General features: G+C 65.0%; 13 protein-coding genes, 1 tRNA gene, 2 pseudogenes and 1 riboswitch. Of the genes and pseudogenes, 5 read left to right on the forward strand and 11 right to left on the reverse strand.

The genetic code is table 11. The features are described 5' to 3' along the window. Nucleotides 1-218 precede the first annotated feature (218 nt). Nucleotides 219-815, forward strand: coding sequence for a GNAT family N-acetyltransferase (locus IV498_RS06685; RefSeq protein ID WP_269045788.1), 597 nt, complete (start codon nt 219-221; stop codon nt 813-815). Between the two features lie 309 nt (nt 816-1,124). Here the strand turns inward: IV498_RS06685 and IV498_RS06690 are convergent. The 8 genes and pseudogenes from IV498_RS06690 to IV498_RS06725 form a co-directional block, all read right to left on the reverse strand. Next, nucleotides 1,125-1,197 (reverse strand) — tRNA-Asn (locus IV498_RS06690). Nucleotides 1,198-1,273: 76 nt separating this feature from the next. Then, nucleotides 1,274-3,277, reverse strand: a complete 2,004-nt coding sequence (gene dnaG, locus IV498_RS06695) for a DNA primase (RefSeq protein WP_269045789.1) — start codon at nt 3,275-3,277, stop codon at nt 1,274-1,276. A 111-nt stretch (nt 3,278-3,388) separates the two neighbouring features. Next, nucleotides 3,389-3,742 (reverse strand): VOC family protein, encoded by a 354-nt coding sequence (locus IV498_RS06700; RefSeq protein ID WP_269045790.1) that lies wholly within the window; start codon nt 3,740-3,742, stop codon nt 3,389-3,391. Nucleotides 3,743-3,879: 137 nt separating this feature from the next. After that, a complete protein-coding gene (locus IV498_RS06705; RefSeq protein WP_269045842.1) occupies nt 3,880-5,166 on the reverse strand; it encodes a deoxyguanosinetriphosphate triphosphohydrolase in 1,287 nt (428 codons plus the stop codon). A 16-nt stretch (nt 5,167-5,182) separates the two neighbouring features. Further along, nucleotides 5,183-6,364, reverse strand: a pseudogene (dusB, locus tag IV498_RS06710) (tRNA dihydrouridine synthase DusB). Nucleotides 6,365-6,437: 73 nt separating this feature from the next. Next, a pseudogene (locus IV498_RS06715) lies at nt 6,438-7,436 on the reverse strand (GNAT family N-acetyltransferase). 1 nt (nt 7,437) lies between these two features. Then, a complete protein-coding gene (locus tag IV498_RS06720) occupies nt 7,438-8,823 on the reverse strand; it encodes a glycine--tRNA ligase (RefSeq protein WP_269045791.1) in 1,386 nt (461 codons plus the stop codon). A 224-nt stretch (nt 8,824-9,047) separates the two neighbouring features. Further along, nucleotides 9,048-10,418, reverse strand: coding sequence for a lactonase family protein (locus tag IV498_RS06725; protein ID WP_269045792.1), 1,371 nt, complete (start codon nt 10,416-10,418; stop codon nt 9,048-9,050). A 180-nt stretch (nt 10,419-10,598) separates the two neighbouring features. Here IV498_RS06725 and IV498_RS06730 point away from each other — a divergent pair, with 180 nt between their 5' ends. Then, complete coding sequence (locus IV498_RS06730) at nt 10,599-10,826, forward strand: RNA-binding S4 domain-containing protein (protein ID WP_269045793.1); 228 nt, start codon at nt 10,599-10,601, stop codon at nt 10,824-10,826. 65 nt (nt 10,827-10,891) lie between these two features. Here IV498_RS06730 and IV498_RS06735 read toward each other — a convergent pair whose 3' ends face one another. The 3 genes from IV498_RS06735 to IV498_RS06745 form a co-directional block, all read right to left on the reverse strand. After that, nucleotides 10,892-11,563, reverse strand: coding sequence for an alpha/beta hydrolase (locus IV498_RS06735; RefSeq protein WP_442951308.1), 672 nt, complete (start codon nt 11,561-11,563; stop codon nt 10,892-10,894). Between the two features lie 132 nt (nt 11,564-11,695). Then, nucleotides 11,696-12,820, reverse strand: coding sequence for a homoserine O-acetyltransferase MetX (metX, locus tag IV498_RS06740; protein ID WP_269045843.1), 1,125 nt, complete (start codon nt 12,818-12,820; stop codon nt 11,696-11,698). Nucleotides 12,821-12,972: 152 nt separating this feature from the next. After that, nucleotides 12,973-14,289 carry a bifunctional o-acetylhomoserine/o-acetylserine sulfhydrylase gene (locus IV498_RS06745; protein ID WP_269045795.1) on the reverse strand — a complete coding sequence of 439 codons (1,317 nt, stop codon included), beginning with the start codon at nt 14,287-14,289 and terminating at the stop codon, nt 12,973-12,975. A gap of 83 nt (nt 14,290-14,372) precedes the next feature. After that, nucleotides 14,373-14,486: riboswitch (SAM riboswitch) on the reverse strand. Between the two features lie 176 nt (nt 14,487-14,662). Here IV498_RS06745 and IV498_RS06750 point away from each other — a divergent pair. The 3 genes from IV498_RS06750 (at nt 14,663) to IV498_RS06760 (ending at nt 16,652) form a co-directional block, all read left to right on the forward strand. After that, entirely contained in the window at nt 14,663-14,875 is a 213-nt protein-coding gene (locus IV498_RS06750; protein ID WP_269045796.1) for a hypothetical protein, read from the forward strand. Nucleotides 14,876-14,909: 34 nt separating this feature from the next. After that, complete coding sequence (locus tag IV498_RS06755) at nt 14,910-15,950, forward strand: SGNH/GDSL hydrolase family protein (protein ID WP_269045797.1); 1,041 nt, start codon at nt 14,910-14,912, stop codon at nt 15,948-15,950. 63 nt (nt 15,951-16,013) lie between these two features. Beyond that, the gene (locus IV498_RS06760) at nt 16,014-16,652 is read left to right on the forward strand and encodes a VOC family protein (RefSeq protein WP_269045798.1); all 639 of its coding nucleotides are present in this window, start codon (nt 16,014-16,016) and stop codon (nt 16,650-16,652) included. Nucleotides 16,653-16,730: the final 78 nt, after the last annotated feature.

Genomic DNA, 16,730 nt, shown 5'->3' on the forward strand with positions numbered 1-16,730 from the left:
CACACGCGCAACCGCTGATTCATCAAAAAGACCGTCCTGGGCGCCACTATCCATACCCCAATTCTCCCAGCCACACCCACCAGAGCCAGGTTATTCCTTCGGCGTTTTAAAAACAGCGGCCCACGATTATTGACCCATGCACCTAGCGCAACTCCAGCGCAGAAGAACGGCTTCCACGGCGGCCAGGGTGCTTTGAGAGCGACGGGAAGGGCGTTATCGTGAGCGGGTATGAGACTAAGGCGCTGACGAGCGAAACTTGGGACGCGTTCGCCGATCTGTGCGCCCGGCACAACGGCGCCGGGATGGGCGGCTGCTGGTGTACCTGGTTCCACCGGGAAACGCATTCCGCTCCCGGTACCAGCCCCGTACCCCGATCCGCCGATAACTCCCGCGACTTCAAACGCCGCCTGGTCGAGACGGGCCACGCCCACGCCGCTCTCGTGTTCGACGGCGAAGTTGCGGTGGGATGGGCCCAGTACGGCAGCCCGGACGAACTTCCCGGGATCGCCCACCGCAAGGAGTACCTGGAGTGGGTCGAGGTCCTCCCCGACTACCGGATCACCTGCTTCTTTGTCGACAGGCGTTCCCGCCGCTCGGGCGTCGCGTCCGCCGCGCTCGGTGGCGTACTTAAGCTCATCGCTGCGGCCGGCGGTGGCATGGCTGAGGCATATCCGCAGGACACTCCCGGTAAAAAAGTGTCGGCAACGTTCCTCTACAGCGCCACCCGCGGCATGTTCGAACGTGCCGGATTTGCCTACCAGCGCCCGAAGGGCAAGAACCATTGCATCATGCGCAAAGTGATCGATCCGGGCTAGGTGAGTCTCCTATCGGCCGGACGCCTGCCAAGCAAACGGAAGTGGGTCAGGAATACGGCGCCGCTCGCGTCCTGGCAATGAGAGACGCATTAGGGACCCGAGGAACGTCAGACGGCCAGCGATTCTCGGGAAGCGGGGGACACTCGTCATGTCGTCTGCTCTCAGTCCTGGAAGGGGTGTTGCGCTGAGCCTACGGCAAATAGAGCAAGCCAAGCCCGCTTTCAGATTCTCCGGCCGGGCACGGACGGCGGCAATTCAAAAGAAAAGTGCCTCCGACCCACGTTTCCGCGGGTTGGAGGCACTTTGCTGCTCCCCCGGCTGGACTTGAACCAGCAACCCTTCGATTAACAGTCGAATGCTCTGCCAATTGAGCTACAGGGGAATGACGCAGGTTCAACAATAACAAAGGTTTTCACCAGTGCGAAATCAGTGCGGCCAAGCCCTGATTCCGCTATTTCTCAGTCCTGGCGCAACTCACGGCGACGGATCTCCAACTCCATCAGATCACGTTGCAGCTGCTGATATCCGGCCGGATCCTGAACCGGGTCCATCCGCTGCAGCGCACCCATTTTTTCCGCCTTGAAACGCGTGATCTGCATTTCGAACAGCCGCCGCATAATGTCCAGGCAGTAGTTGCGCAGCGTGTCCGGATTGCTGGCGGGCAGCGGAGTGACGGCCAGTTCGGATACCAGCGCCCGCAATGGCTCGGGAACTTCCTGCCGGACCTGCTCCAGCCAGTGTGATGGTGAGGTACCGGCATTGCCTACGGCGCGCAGCGCGTTGTGGACCGCCAGGTAGGCGGGGACCGCGAACTGTGCCTCGGAGAAGTTCAGCCAGTCCTCGGTACCCAGCAGGCCCGGCTGCTGGAGCGCGACTTCAAGGGCTTCACGTTCCATGCGGGCCGCTGGATCCCGGGTATCAGGCCTGTCATAACCAGTTGAACGGTGCTGATTTGAGCTGTGCTGATTTGAACCGTATTGATTCGGACTGTGCTGGACGTCTCCGCGCCGATCGCCGCCATATTGACCTTGGTTACGCTGCGCCGGAGCCACTGAGCTCCGGTCCCGTCCTGAGCTGGCAACGCTCCCCGAGCCAGCCACCGGCGCCTGCCCGGAACCGGTGCCGCGCTTGAGCGCAGAGTTGACGGCACGGAGCACTTCGTTGGGGTCGGCGATGCCCAGCCATCCTGCAAGTTCCTGGCTGTATCCCATCCGGGTGGAGCCGTCGCGGATCGCTGCGACGACCGGGGCAGAGGCGCGCAGCGCCCGAACGCGGCCCTCGACGGTGGTCAAATCGCAGGTTGCCAGCGTGGACCGGATAGCGAACTCGAAGAGCGGCCGCCGTCCGCGGATCAGGGCATGGACCGCGTCATCGCCTTTGAGTTGGCGCAGCTCGCAGGGATCGGCACCACCGGGTTCCACCGCAACGTAGGTCTGCGCCACAAACCTTTGGTCCTCGTCGAAGGCCTTCAAGGCCGCCTTCCGGCCGGCATCGTCGCCGTCGAACGTGAAGACCACTTCGCCGCCGCTGCCGTCGTCGGCGAGCAGCCGGCGGGCCACCTTAATGTGCTCGGTGCCGAAGGCGGTTCCGCAGGTGGCGACGGCCGTGTCCACACCGGCCAGATGGCAGGCCATGACGTCGGTGTAACCTTCGACGACGACGATCTGGCGCTTCCGGGCGATGTTTCGCTTAGCCAGATCGATGCCATAGAGCACCTGCGACTTTTTGTAGAGCGTAGTTTCGGGGGTGTTCAGGTACTTCGGTCCTTGGTCCTCATCGAAGAGTTTGCGCGCACCAAACCCGATGGTGTCCCCCGCGATGTCGCGGATGGGCCAGATCAGCCGGCCGCGGAACCGATCGTAGGTCCGCTGGTTTCCGGAACCGCCCTCGCTGAACATGCCTGTCAGCTTAAGTTCCTCCTCGGTGAAGCCGCGCCCGCGCAGGTGCTTCAGCAGCCCGTCCCAGCCCTGTGGGGCAAACCCAACCCCGAAATGGGCGGCGGCATTCTGATCGAAGCCGCGTTCGTGCAGGAATTTCCTGCCCTCCGCCGCACCGGGGGTGAGCAGCTGCTCACGGAAAAACTCGGCCGCAATCTTGTGCGCATCCAGCAGCCGCTGCCGCCGGCCCACTTCCTCACGCCGCGGGCCGCTGCCACCGTCTTCATAGTGCAGCTCGAACCCGATCCGGGCAGCCAGCTTTTCCACCGTTTCGGTGAATGAACCGTGGTCCATCTTCTGCACGAAGGAGATAACATCCCCTCCCTCCTGGCAACCGAAGCAGTGGTAGGTTCCCAGCTGGGGCCGCACGTGGAAGGAGGGACTGCGCTCATCGTGGAAGGGGCACAGGCCTTTGAAAGACCCCACGCCGGCGGACTTGAGGGTGACGTAGGCGTCCACCACTTCTTTGATATCCGTGCGCGAACGTACCTCATCAATGTCTTCACGTTTGATCAGGCCAGCCACTTGGCCAGTTTACGCGACGGAGGAAAATCCCAGATTGCTTGTGCACATGCCGGGGGTGTGCAACCTGCCCTTTGCGGAAGGGGAAGGGTCCTATGGGACCAACGGCGAGCATCAGCTGCCATGGGCGCTGAGGATGCAGAACTCGTTGCCCTCCGGATCGAGCAGGACGATCCAGGATTGTTCGCCTTGACCGATGTCCGCTCGGCGTGCGCCCATCAACAACAGCCGATCGACCTCGGCCTGCTGGTTTTGGGGCCGGAAATCGGGATGCACCCGGTTCTTTGCTGTCTTGTTTTCCTGCACCGGAAGAAAGATCATCCCTGGCGTTGAATTCATGGTCGGACGAATCTCGAACTCTTCATGGCTGTCGATCGTGACGATCCAGTCCAAGGCGGCGGCCCACCACCGGCCAAGTGCCTGTGGATCTCTTGCGTCAATGACTACCTGTTCCCAATCAAGCGGCATCGCCCAACTGTAATCCGCTGCAGTGCACGTTCGCCAGAGAACGTTCGCCAGTGGACCCGTGGCCGCGCCCGCGTTTAGGGGATGCGGCACACGCGATGTATGGAATTTCCGCCAGGGACGGCCCTGGCGGGAATGAATCAGAGCAGGGTGGGCCGGGTGCCAACCAGGCGTTCGTGCAGGGCCAGCGCGGAGACATCGGTCAGGGAGGCGACCTGGTCGATGACCACACGCAGCCGGGCACCGTCGTCGGCTGCCTGCCGCCAGTCGGAGGCGAACATCGTCTCCAGATGCTGTTCGCCCGTGGCACTGAGCGCTGAAACCAGGCCGCGAAGCACATCCTGCTGGCGCTGGTAGATCGGTTGCCGGTGATCGGTGGTCATCACAAAGGTGGTGGCCAGACCCTTCATCACGGCGATCTCCAGCACGGTCTCTTCGGGCACAATCACGTCCGCCGCATAACGGATCAGCGGCTGCGGACCGTAGATGGACCGGGTTGTGTCCAATGCGCGTTGGCAGAAACGGCCGATCAGCTGGCTGGTCATGTTCTTCAGGGCACCCATCGAGGCACGGCTGCCGTCCGCGTGACGGACCCAGACATCAGTTGCCTCCAAGCGGCGCAGAGCTTCGTCGATTGCCACGGAATCCGCGTGCGGCAGGTACCACTGCTGGGTATAGCCAATCACCCGGCTGCGCTGGTCCGGGTTGTCCAGCCACTTCAGCTGGAAGTGCCCGGCAACGATGGCGTCCTCCACATCGTGCACGGAATACGAGATGTCATCGGCCAGGTCCATGACTTGGGCCTCGATGCAGGAATGGCCATCGGGAGATCCTGCCCGCAGCCACTCAAAGACCGGCAGATCGTCCTGATAGGCGCCAAATTTGCTGCTCCGGCTGCCGTGGATGACGGGGGCGTCGGCGGCCGCCCACGGATACTTGCAGGCCGCGTCCAGGCTGGCCCGGCTCAAGTTCAGGCCAGCGGGATCGCCACGGTGATCGAGCACCTTGGGTTCCAGCCGGGTGAGCAGCCGCAGCGTCTGGGCGTTACCCTCGAAGCCGCCAATGGCGTGCGCCAGGTCGTTGAGGGCGGATTCACCGTTGTGGCCGAAGGGCGGATGCCCCAGGTCATGGGAAAGGCACGCGGTGTCCACCACATCCGGGTCACAACCCAGGGCGCGGCCCAGTTCGCGTCCTACCTGAGCCACTTCCAGGCTGTGCGTGAGCCGGGTCCGGACAAAGTCATCAGTATCCGGTGCCACCACCTGCGTTTTGGCTCCCAGCCGGCGCAAAGCCGAGGAGTGCAGCACCCGCGCCCGGTCCCGCTCGAATGGCGATCGATAGCTGTTTTTCGGCGGTTCCGGCACCCAGCGCTGGGCATCAGAATCGGTGTAGGGACTGGCGTGGATTTCCTGCACCCACCCTCCCAATCCGGGCTGGGCCGGCTCAGCCACCGGAAACGTCCAGCTCCGCGCCGGCTATATCGCTTTGCTGCGACGAACTGAGGGTGCGTTCCTTCAGCCACCCCTCCGGCAGTGCGGTCCGCTTTGGCGTCCCGGCGCGGCCGCGGGGGCCCTCGGCGTCGGCTCCCGGGTAGGGCGCGTCCTCGTCGAGCTGGTCCAACAGCCCGCGCAGCACCTCCAACGTCGGTACGGTGGCCAGCTTTGCGCGGAGCTCGCCACCGACAACATAGCCCTTGAAATACCAAGCCATGTGCTTGCGGATGTCGCGGAGGGCCTTGTCCTCCTCGCCGAAGGTATCGATCAGCAGCTGTGCATGCCTGTAGACGCTGTCCGAGACCTCTTTGAGGCCGGGCTTGTGCCGGGCGTCGCTGCCTTCGAAGGCGGCCATCAGATCCCCGAACAGCCATGGCCGGCCCTGACAGCCGCGGCCGATGACCACACCGTCCACTCCGGTGTCCCGGACCATCCGGATCGCGTCCTCCGCGGACCAGATATCCCCGTTGCCCAGCACCGGAACGTCGGGCAGCGCCTCGCGCAGCCTGGCGATGGCGGACCAATCGGCTTGGCCGGACTAGAACTGGGACGCTGTCCGTCCATGCAGCGCGACGGCGGCCACGCCGGCGTCCCGGGCCATCCGTCCGGCTTCCAGGTAAGTCAGGTGGTCATCGTCGATGCCCTTGCGCATTTTGATGGTCAGCGGCACGTTTCCCTTGGCGGCCTCGCGGACCGCGGTCTGCACGATGCCGGTGAAGAGGTCGGTCTTCCACGGCAGCGCGGCTCCCCCACCCTTGCGGGTCACCTTGGCGACTGGACAGCCGAAATTCAGGTCGATATGGTCCGCCCTGTCCTCCTCCACCAGCATCCGCACCGCCCGGCCCACCGTTTCCGGGTCCACGCCGTACAGCTGCACCGAGCGGACCTTTTCGTCGTCGTCGTGCGCAATGATCCGCATCGACTCCGGCGTCCGCTCCACCAGCGCACGCGAGGTGACCATCTCGGAGACGTAAAGGCCGCCGCCGTACTCGCGGCAGAGTCGGCGGAAGGCGGTGTTGGTGATGCCTGCCATCGGCGCCAGCACCACCGGGGTATCCACGGTAATATTGCCCAGCTTCAGCGGCGGCAGCTCAAGTTTCGTGGCGCTGGCGGGCAGGTCTGTAACAGTCACAGTCCAATTCTCTCAAACGTCGGCAAATCCTGGAGCCCTGCGGCTGGGACGTTCGGAGGGCGCGGCCGGCCGGTCAGTCGGTGACGATCAGCGTTTGTGCACCCTGGACGGCAGCCTTCCCCGCGGCGAGCAACGGTTCGACGACGGCGCGGACCGCCAACATAGAGTCGTCGACTTCCAGCACCACAGGGTACTGGTGGGCCAGCAGAGCGAGCAGGTCGCGGACAGCCTCCGCCGCGTCCTGCTCCGGCAGCGACGGTTCATGTCCCAGGAAAACGTCAGTGGGCGCCGCGCTCTGCTCTCCGGCCGGCTCGGCGTAGCTGATGGCGAAGGCGTGGACCCGGCCCTTCCGGGTGGGCTGCACCGCGGCGCCGAAAGCGCTGGAGGCCTCCCCGCGCAGCACAATCGCACCATGAGCCCCGGATAAATCATCCAAGAACAACCGCTGGACGGTGCCAACCGACATCTCACCGGTGGGATCCCAGGCGTGGATCGAACTGTAGTACCGCCGGACGACGTCGGTCAGCTCCACAGATCCGGTGGCCAGGTCCTGCACCCTGGCGGTGGCAGCTCCCTCGCTGCCGTCGCCAAAGACGGGCAGTCTCAGGGCTCCCGGACTGACCACGACGAGACGGCTGCGCTGGCGGATCTGCAGCCCCATGGCGCCGGCAAACGCCGCACCGGCCGTGTCCGGCTCCACCTTAGTGCGCAACAGCCGGGCACCAATGCTGCCTGCAGCCGCAGCCTGCTCCGCCTCCCGGCGCAACATGGTCACCAGCGTGGCGCCGAGGCCGGCACGGCGCTGATCCTTCGCCACCTCCACATAGGCCCAAAGCCGCTCCGGATGCAGCGCGGCCTCCTAGACCACTGCCGCGGCCACCGGAATCCCCTGATCCTCGGCCACAATGCAGCGGCGCCAAGGGATTGAGCCGCTTCCGTCGTCGGGCTGACCGGGTGAAGACGGTGCGAGTGCGGCCCGGAACTGCCCACTCTGGGCAGTCTCCGGATCACCCCACAGTTCATTCAGGGCCAGATCATCGCCGTCGCGCCAGGGCCTGTAGTTCAGCGCCATGTCAGACCCCGAGCAGCCGGGCCGCGAGGTAGCCCTGGACCTTTTCCAGCGGCACACGTTCCTGCGCCATTGTGTCCCGCTCGCGGATGGTCACCGCCTGATCCTCGAGGGTGTCGAAGTCCACTGTGATGCAGAACGGAGTTCCGACTTCATCCTGGCGGCGGTAGCGGCGGCCGATGGCGCCGGCGTCGTCGAAATCAATGTTCCAGTGCTGCCGCAGCTTCGCGGCCAGTTCGCGGGCCTTGGGTGAAAGGTCCTCATTGCGGCTCAGCGGGAGGACGGCCGCCTTGATCGGCGACAGCCGCGGGTCCAGCCGCAGCACGGTGCGCTTGTCGACACCGCCCTTGGCATTCGGAGCTTCGTCCTCGCTGTAAGCGTCGACAAGGAAGGCCATCATGGAACGGGTCAGGCCGAATGACGGCTCAATCACGTATGGCGTGAAGCGTTCGCCGCTGGCTTGGTTGAAATAGCTCAATTCCGTGCCGGAGGCCTTCGAGTGGCTGCCCAGGTCGAAGTCGGTGCGATTGGCTATACCCATCAGTTCACCCCACTCCGAACCCTGGAATCCGAAGCGGTATTCGACGTCGATGGTGCCAGCTGAGTAGTGCGCCCGGTCTTCCTTTGGAACATCGAACTTGCGCAGGTTGTCCGGGTTGATGCCCAGGTCCACAAACCAGTTCCAGCAGGCATCGACCCAGTGCGTGAACCATTGGCCAGCGTCCTCCGGAGCCGTGAAGAACTCAATCTCCATCTGCTCGAATTCACGGGTGCGGAAGATGAAGTTCCCGGGCGTGATCTCGTTGCGGAAAGCCTTCCCGATCTGGCCAATGCCAAACGGTGGCTTCTTGCGCGAGGTGGTCAGCACGTTGTTGAAGTTCACGAAAATGCCCTGCGCGGTCTCCGGACGCAGATATTCCAGACCGGCCTCGTTGTCCACCGGGCCCAGGAAGGTTTTCATCAGGCCGGAGAACATCTGCGGCTCCGTCCACTGGCCATCCTGGCCGGTTTCCGGGTCCTTAACGTCGGCCAGACCGTTGACCGGAGGGTGGCCGTGCTTCGCGGTGTAGGCCTCGATGAGGTGGTCGGCCCGGTAACGCTTGTGCGTGTGCAGTGATTCGACCAGCGGGTCGGTGAAGGTTTCCACATGGCCGGAGGCTTCCCAGACGGCCTTGGGCAGGATGACGGAGGAGTCCAGTCCAACCATGTCCTCGCGTCCGCGGACGAAGGCCTGCCACCACTGGCGCTTGATGTTTTCCTTCAGCTCCACGCCGAGGGGACCATAGTCCCATGCCGACCGCGTGCCGCCATAGATTTCACCGGCCTGAAAAACGAAACCGCGGCGCTTGGCCAGCGAAATGATCGGGTCAAGTGAGGATTTATTTGCCATGGCGGCAGTGTCCCTTTCTAGGAGCGTCGCGGGGCCGCTGGGTGCGGTCCGCCTGGAGCACGGGCACATTGGCCCGAAGGAAAATCGCGGCCGGATCATGAGGATGTCCCGCGGCCACGGACTCTGCCGAGGCCTTACCGGCGAACTTCACATCCTAGCCTACCGGCGCCGGAGCCGGGCATGCTGCCGCCAGATGCCAGCCGACGACGGCTAGCCGACGACTGCTAGCCGACGACGAGGCACGCCGGAGCGTTGATGGCGAACTGTTGCCGTGGAACCGGTTCGGGAACCCCATCCACACCGAGGGCAAAGGCACTGATCTGATGCGAGCGCTCGTTGGCCACATAGAGCCAACCATCGGCAGCGTTCTTGCCGTCATTGTCGGTGTGGCCGCTGTTCCCAGCGGGCGTGGTAGCGGGCTTGGTAGAAGTGGGCTTGGTAGTGCGGTCGTCAGTGCGCTCATCAACGTCTTTCCCGGTGTCCGCCGGGGTGGACTGACCGGACAGGGTGAAGTGCCGCGGCCAGTGCCCTCCGCAGGGAACCTCCGCCAACAACCGCGGCGGAAACCCGGTCTTACGTTCGGTGCTCCCGCCGGCACCGGAGTCACCCGCATTGGCGGCAGTGAGGCGGCCTGTGCCTCGAGGGACACGCATTCCGGAAACGTCCAGCACCGAGATCGAGTCCCGTCCGCGAATTGCCACGTACAGCAGGGAGCCATCTGCGGAGAGGGCCAGGTGCGAGGGGTACACGCCATCGGCGCTGGACAGTGCCGGATGAGACGGATCGACGATCGATGTCGCGGCCAGCCACTGCCAACCGTGTCCGAAGCGGCCAATATGGTGCAGCCGCGCGTCCAGCTCCCCGACCACCAGCAGCCCGTCCGGAATCAGCACCAGATGCCGTGGTCCCGTACCCGGTGGCAACCGCACGCTGGTCAGCAGGACCAACCGGCCATCGGTACCCCCGCCGTATTCGTCCACCCGGTCGGCTCCGAGATCGCAGACCAGCACCGTGCCCCAGCCCGTTACCGTCACCTGGTGGGCGTGCGGGCTGGCCTGCCGGTCCTGCACCGGCCCACAGCCTGGTTCTCCAGTCAGCTCGATCGCTGCAGCCAACTCGCCGCCGCGTACCGGAACGACGGCGACAGTCCCGGAGCCATAATTGGCCACCGTGAGGTTTCCATCTGAAGAAACCAGATGGCATGGGTCGCTGCCACCGCTGGAGACCCGGGAAATCACGGTCAAGTTATTGCGGTGCAGCGCCACCACGGCGCCGTCCGCCAACTCCTCCACGGCGTAAACGAAGGGACCATCAACGGCCAGGAATGAGGCGTTGCGCACCGGGGCGACGGATCCGTTCCGCACAGCAGTCTGGGCGCCCGCGCCCGGATGGACAACGTTGCCGCCGGATTCACCTGCTTGCCCAACGGACTGCACGGCCTTGCTGCGCGCGCGCACCGAGGTCAGCAGGCCGTTGTCGCCGATCCGCACAGCAGTGATGCCTACCGCCCCCGCAGCGGCGTCACCCGCGGCTATGCCTCCTTCGGCCACGTTGCCGGGCTCGGTGTAGCTCCCGACGAACAGTGTGCGCTCCATCTTCCACCTCCGTTGGAAGCGTAGCCCCGCTTCATCGTTCGCGTCCCTCCCAGCCGCACCGGCTTTCCCGACTCCGCGCAGCCATCCCAGTCGCTCCGGCTTTCCCGCCTCCGGGCAGCCATCCCCGCCGCAGTGGGTTTCCCGACTCCGGGCAAGATGGCGATGGGGCATCATTGCTGTATGGGTATTAAAGACACGGTGGACATTGCGATCCGCGACGACATGATCCGACTGGGTCAGTTGTTGAAGCTGGCCAACCTGGCGGAGGACGGGGTGGAAGCGGCGGAATTGATCAAGAACGGGCTGGTGATGGTCAATGGCGAAATTGACGAACGCCGGGGCCGGCAGCTCCGGGCCGGGGACACCGTAACGGTCAACGGCGAAACCGTCCGGATCACGGCGCCCTGACCCGCCTCCCCAACCAGGTGTCAGCTGATGCACTCATTAGCGTCTTTGAGTGCACCTGCTGCCACCTAGTTTGCGGAGGCGAGCACCGTGGCGGTCAGGAATTCGCGCACGTGGCCCATCTCCTGGGCATTGATGCCGTGCCAGATCCCGGTGTACAACACCTTGGTCAGCTGGCTGTGGCCGCGCAGCCAGCTGTTCGTGTATTCGATCGAGGGCGCCGGAATGACCGGATCGGCCTGATCCCGGCCCCAGAAGACCGGCAGTTCCACGCCGGCCAATTCCGAGTCGCGAAAAAAGTCGTCCGATTCATTGGCGGGGTCCAGCTCGACGGCAAAGCCGGACAGGCCGACGACGGCGGCGTAGTCGTGCGGGCGGTGGCGCGCCAGCGACGTGGCCATGCACATTCCCTGCGAGAACCCGAAAAGGGTGACGCTGCTGTGCTGCCCGCCAACGGCATCGATCCAGCGAGCCAGTTCCGCCGTCGCCGCCTTGACACTCTCCAGTGAGTACGAGATGTCCGACCGCAGCGGGAACCAAGCGTGTCCTGCCCCGGCGGCGGCCGGACCACGGACCGAGGCGAGAGTGAATTCCGGCGGCAGCAGCTCGGCCAGGCCGAAGAGATCGGCTTCATCCGACCCGTAACCGTGCAGCATCACCAGCAGCGGCGTTCCCGCACGCTCCCCGGGCGGCCGCGACCACAGCGCGGCCGGGGCCGGGACGCCTTCGGTGGCGGTCAGATCAGCGGCGGCGAGGGCTTCGGCGGGAGTCGTTTCGGTCATGACTCCATCTTTCCACGACCGCTCCCCGTCCCGGAATCCCCCGTCGGCGGCGCCTTCCACTTTCGCCCACCGGTGGCACGTTCGGGATGCTTAGGTGGGGAAGAAGCGCTGCCGCAACAGCTGCCCCACCTTGGTGGTCTCAGTCAGGAAACCGTCGTGACCCATCCGGGACTCGACCATGTGCACGGGCACGCTTCCGGGCAGAGCCGCGGCCAGCAGGCGCGACTGCCCGGGCAGGTACAGCCGGTCCGTCGTCACCGCTGCGACCAGGAACTCAATGCCCGCGGCAGCCCCCAATGCCTGCTTCAATGTCCCCCTGCCGCGGGCGATATCGTGACCCATCAGCGCCTCGGTGATTGCCACATAGCTGTTGGCATCAAAGCGCCCGGCCAGCTTTTCGGCCTGGTGGTCCAGATAACTTTCCACCTGAAATGGTCCTTCCGGCTGCCCTTGGGCCTGGCCCTGCTCCTGGTCCCGACCCTGCCCTTGGGCCTGGTCCTTGCCGGGCTGTCGGCTCCTGCCGAACCTCTCGGAGAGTTCAGCCTCACACCGGTAGGTGATGTGCGCGATCCGCCGGGCCAGTCCGAGCCCGGCGGCTGGCGGGGCGCCGTCGTAGTAGTCCCCGCCGGCAAAGGAGGGGTCCTGTCGGATCGCAAGCAGCTGAGCCTGTGCAAACGCGATCTGTTCCGCCGTACTGGCCGCACAGGACGCGATCACCGCGCAGCGTTGTACCCGCTCCGGATAGGTCACTGCCCACTCCAGGGCCCGTGCTCCGCCGAGGGAACCACCCAGCACGGCGAACCAATTCCCGATCCCCAGCAGGTCCGCCAGCCGGGCCTCCGCCGCAACCGAGTCGCGCACCGAGACGGCCGGGAACCGCGACCCCCATGGCTTCCCGTCCGGGGAAATGCTGGACGGACCAGTGCTGCCGTAACAGCCACCCAACATGTTGCCGGCCACCACAAAATAGCGGTCGGTGTCCACCGCCCGGCCCGGGCCCACCAGCCCCTCCCACCAGCCATCCTCGTCCGAGGCCCCGCGCGCGACGTGTGAACTGCCAGTGAGCGCATGATGCACCAGCACAGCGTTGGAGGCATCCTCATTCAGCGTGCCCCACGTTTCAAAGGCGATGCTGACCTGGGGCAGCCGGCCGCCGGCTTCCAACTCCAAGTCCCCGATTCCGGCGTACTGGAGTTCAGCCGCCGCAGCCCGCAGTGGATGAGCACCCGCCGGAACGTCGCGGACCGGCGCATCAACGGCCCGAATCTCACCGCACCGAACCTCACCAACCGGCCCACGGCTCGCTTGAGTGTTGTTGGCCGGCCGCGGCCGGGTTCCTGCGCCGATTCCCGCCGCCGTCGTCGTGCTCACGCCGCTTTGGCCGCCCGGAAACCGGCCTCCAGATCCGCCAGGATATCGACAATATTTTCCAGCCCCACCGAAAGCCGAACCAGACCGGGATTGACCCCCGCCGCCCGCTGCTGCTCGGGGCTTAGCTGCGCGTGCGTGGTGGAGGCCGGGTGGATAACCAGTGAGCGCACATCACCGAGGTTGGCCACATGGGAATGCAGCTCCAGGCCGTCCACGAACCGCTTGCCCGCCTCGAGGCCACCGCGGATATTGAAGGCCACCACCGCACCGGTGCCACGCGGTCCATATTTGCGCCCCCGCTCATACCAGGGGCTGGACGGCAGACCAGCGTAGGCCACTGATTCCACATTCTCGTTGGACTCCAGCCAGCGTGCCACCTTGGCCGCGTTTTCCACGTGCCGTTCCACCCGCAGGCTCAGCGTTTCCAGGCCCTGTGCTATCAGGAAGGCGTTGAAGGGCGCGACGGCGGATCCCAGGTCGCGCAGCAGCTGCACGCGGGCTTTGAGAATGTAGGACAGATTGGCCCCCAGCGGACTGCCCTCACCCAAGTCGCGGCCGTAGACCAGGCCGTTATAGCTCTCATCCGGCGTGTTGAACGCCGGGAACTTCTCCGGATCCTTCGTGTAGTCAAACTTGCCGCCGTCGACGATCACGCCGGCAATAGCCGTGCCGTGCCCGCCCAGGTACTTGGTCGCGGAATGAATGACGACGTCGGCACCCCACTCGAGCGGGCGGATAAGGTAGGGCGTGGCCAGTGTATTGTCCACCAGCAGCGGAACGCCCGCCGCGTGGGCCGCAGCGCTGACCCCCTCGAGATCCAGCACGTCCTGGCGCGGATTGGAAACGACCTCGCCGAAGAACAGCTTCGTGTTGGGCCGGACCGCGTCCCGCCAGTGCTGCAGATTGTCCGGATCCGCCACGAAAGTGACCTCAATCCCGAACTTCTTCAGCGTGTGCGCGAACAAGTTGTAGGTGCCGCCGTAAACACTCGGACTGGCCACGACGTGATCACCATTCTGGGCAATGTTCAGCACAGCGAGCGTCGATGCGGCCTGCCCGGAGGACAGCAGCAGTGCCGCGACCCCTCCCTCCAAGCTGGCGATACGCTGCTCCACGGCATCCTGCGTCGGATTGCCTATCCGGGTATAGATGGGGGCCAGCTCGGCCAAGGCGAAGCGGTTCGCAGCACTCTCGGCGCTGGGAAAGACGAACGACGTCGTCTGGTAAATGGGCAGGGCGCGCGCCCCGGTGGCGGAATCGGGCTCCTGGCCCACATGGATCTGCCGCGTTTCGAAAGACCAGCCGTTGCTCATGGATTTGGCTCCTCAATATTTGAGGGTCACCACGTTCCGCTTCGGCGGCGGGGCGGGCCCTGCCGGGCGTGAATGGGCCGTGGGACCCGCGCTTGCGCTTAGCCATACGGCTAAGGCCTGGTCTTCACCCGGGGCACCCCGCCGCGGTGGAGGGTTGCCGGTCAGCGAGCCGGGGCTTGACGCTGACACTCATGACCTTCATCCAGTGTGAAATACCGCTGCCATCCACGCAAGAATGTGAGGAAATATGACGTGCCTCTGGCGTGTCCCTCCACTGAGCCGGTCGCGGGCGCTATTGTGCATTCGCGCGCGCCTTTATAGTCTTATGTGGGTTAAGTCGTTGCCCTCGGAAATCTGCTGTGGAGGGACTCCCATGGATAGTCAGGTTCGTAAACCCCATTTGGCTTCGCGCTTGGCCAGCGCGGCTCCCGGCGATGGCGCGGGCTCGGTGATTGCCGCCCGGCATCGAAACGAGCATCTTCCCTCGGACCTCTCGGCCATCTCCCGTCGGGACCTCTATACCCTCAGCAGCAGCATCTGCCACGAGTTGGACGGCGAAAAGTCTGCTGCCGGGGAAGGTTCGTAGCGGGCGAAAAAGTTTCCGGCGGAGGGGGGACTGTGTGGCGCTGAACAACGCTGCTCCCGGAAGTCACTCGGTGGCTGTAGCCCCTGCCCGCGTGCTGCGTGCCGCCGCGGCGGTGCTGGGTGCCGCTGCGGGCGCAACTGTGGCTGTGAGTGCCATCACCGTCGTGGAAGGCCTGTGGGCCCGGCGCAAATTGACCATCGCCTACGCGGTTCAGGAAGCGCCCGAACCGGTGTTGTTCGGCGGGGAGCACGACGGCGACGCGTTGGAGCTTGCGCTGCTGGGTGATTCGCTGGCCGTCGGCGTTGGAGCCGGCTCCCCGGAACGGACCATCGGCTACCATGTTGCCGAGGGTCTGGCCGATGCCTCCCACCGGCCCGTCAGACTGCATAATGTGGCCGCCATCGGCAGCGAGTCCCATGACCTGCCGCTTCAGCTGCAGGAGCTGGCGCATCGGGTACCCCGGCCCTCGGTCGCAGTTATTGTCATCGGCGGCAATGACGTCATGCACCCGCAAAGCATCGCTGCCGCGGCGCAGCATCTCTCCCATGCGGTCCAGGATCTTCGCCGCACCGGCTGCCAGGTGGTCGTTGCCACCTGCCCGGATATGGGGACGGTGCGTCCGTTTTTCCAGCCGCTGCGGTTTTTCGCCCACTGGCTCAGCCGTCTGCTGGCGACGACGCAAACGATCGTTGTGCTGCGCCACGGCGGCCGCACCGTCTCGCTGGCGGACACTGTTGGGCCGCTGTTCCGCCGCAATCCCAAGGTCATGTTCTCCACTGACAGCATGCACCCAAGCGCCATGGGCTATGCCCGTGCTGCCGACGTCCTGCTGCCCAGCGTGTGTGCGGCCGCCGGCTACTCCGGCGCCGGCGGTCCCGCGGTACCGCACCGCGTCTACCGCAAGGGCGGCCGGCACCCACTGGCCTGGTTCGCCTTCCGGGCATCGCGGGAGGGTGGAACGGCGCTCAGCACCGGCAAGGACCGCCGTCGTGTCGGGACGTTCCGGCACACGAGGTTCTGGGCGAAATGGCCATGGCCGCAGGACCACATCCCCGCCGGACTGGACGGAAAATAGGGCCCGGCGACAGTAAGGCTTGCCTAAGTCGAGACCCACCTCACAAAGTGCCAAGATGATGGCATGCGCATGGATCATGTCTCTTACGCCTGTGAATCAGATGGCCTGGCCGCCACAACCGAGCGAATTGCCTCCGCCTTGGGCATTGAAGCAATCCGGGGTGGTGTCCACCCCAGATTCGGTACCCGAAATATGATTATCCCGCTGACGGACCACCATTATTTGGAAGTCGTCGAGGTGTTGGATCATCCAGCCTCGGACAAGGCACCCTTTGGGCAGGCCGTTCGCGCCCGCTCCGCCACCGGCGGCGGCTGGATGGGCTGGTGCGTTGCGGTTGACGACCTGTCACAGTTTGAACAACGACTGGGCCGCAGCGCAGTTCCCGGCAACCGGAAATTCCCCGACGGCCAGGAGCTGATCTGGCAGCAGATCGGCATTAAGGGCCTGATCGCGGACCCCCAGGTCCCCTACCTGCTCAAGTGGGAAGGCGATCCCCAACTGCACCCTTCGCTGGCACGTCCCAGCAGCGTAAAACTCGCCAAGCTGACCATCGCGGGATCCGCCGCACGCGTCACCGAGTGGCTGGGCGAACCCGTGGAGAAACCCCTGGACGACGTGGCCGTGGAATGGATTGCTCCGCACGGCAATCCCGGCATCATGAGCGTCACCTTCGAAACCGCCGATGGGTTCGTGACCCTCTAACCCGCTCCACTGACCCCGCGCGTCCCTCCCCGTTTTGCGTCATCTTTATTAGTCCATGACTTAAGCCGACGACGTCTC

It is taken from the genome of Paenarthrobacter sp. Z7-10, from assembly GCF_026932795.1.
Taxonomy (GTDB): domain Bacteria; phylum Actinomycetota; class Actinomycetes; order Actinomycetales; family Micrococcaceae; genus Arthrobacter_M.

Bases quoted from the DNA above. Each gene is read 5' to 3' on its own strand.
- IV498_RS06720 (WP_269045791.1), bottom strand. From the start codon at position 8,823: ATGGCAAATAAATCCTCACTTGACCCGATCATTTCGCTGGCCAAGCGC.
- IV498_RS06750 (WP_269045796.1), top strand. From the start codon at position 14,663: ATGGATAGTCAGGTTCGTAAACCCCATTTGGCTTCGCGCTTGGCCAGC.
- IV498_RS06725 (WP_269045792.1), bottom strand. From the start codon at position 10,418: ATGGAGCGCACACTGTTCGTCGGGAGCTACACCGAGCCCGGCAACGTG.
- IV498_RS06730 (WP_269045793.1), top strand. From the start codon at position 10,599: ATGGGTATTAAAGACACGGTGGACATTGCGATCCGCGACGACATGATC.
- IV498_RS06700 (WP_269045790.1), bottom strand. From the start codon at position 3,742: ATGCCGCTTGATTGGGAACAGGTAGTCATTGACGCAAGAGATCCACAG.
- IV498_RS06745 (WP_269045795.1), bottom strand. From the start codon at position 14,289: ATGAGCAACGGCTGGTCTTTCGAAACGCGGCAGATCCATGTGGGCCAG.
- IV498_RS06760 (WP_269045798.1), top strand. From the start codon at position 16,014: ATGCGCATGGATCATGTCTCTTACGCCTGTGAATCAGATGGCCTGGCC.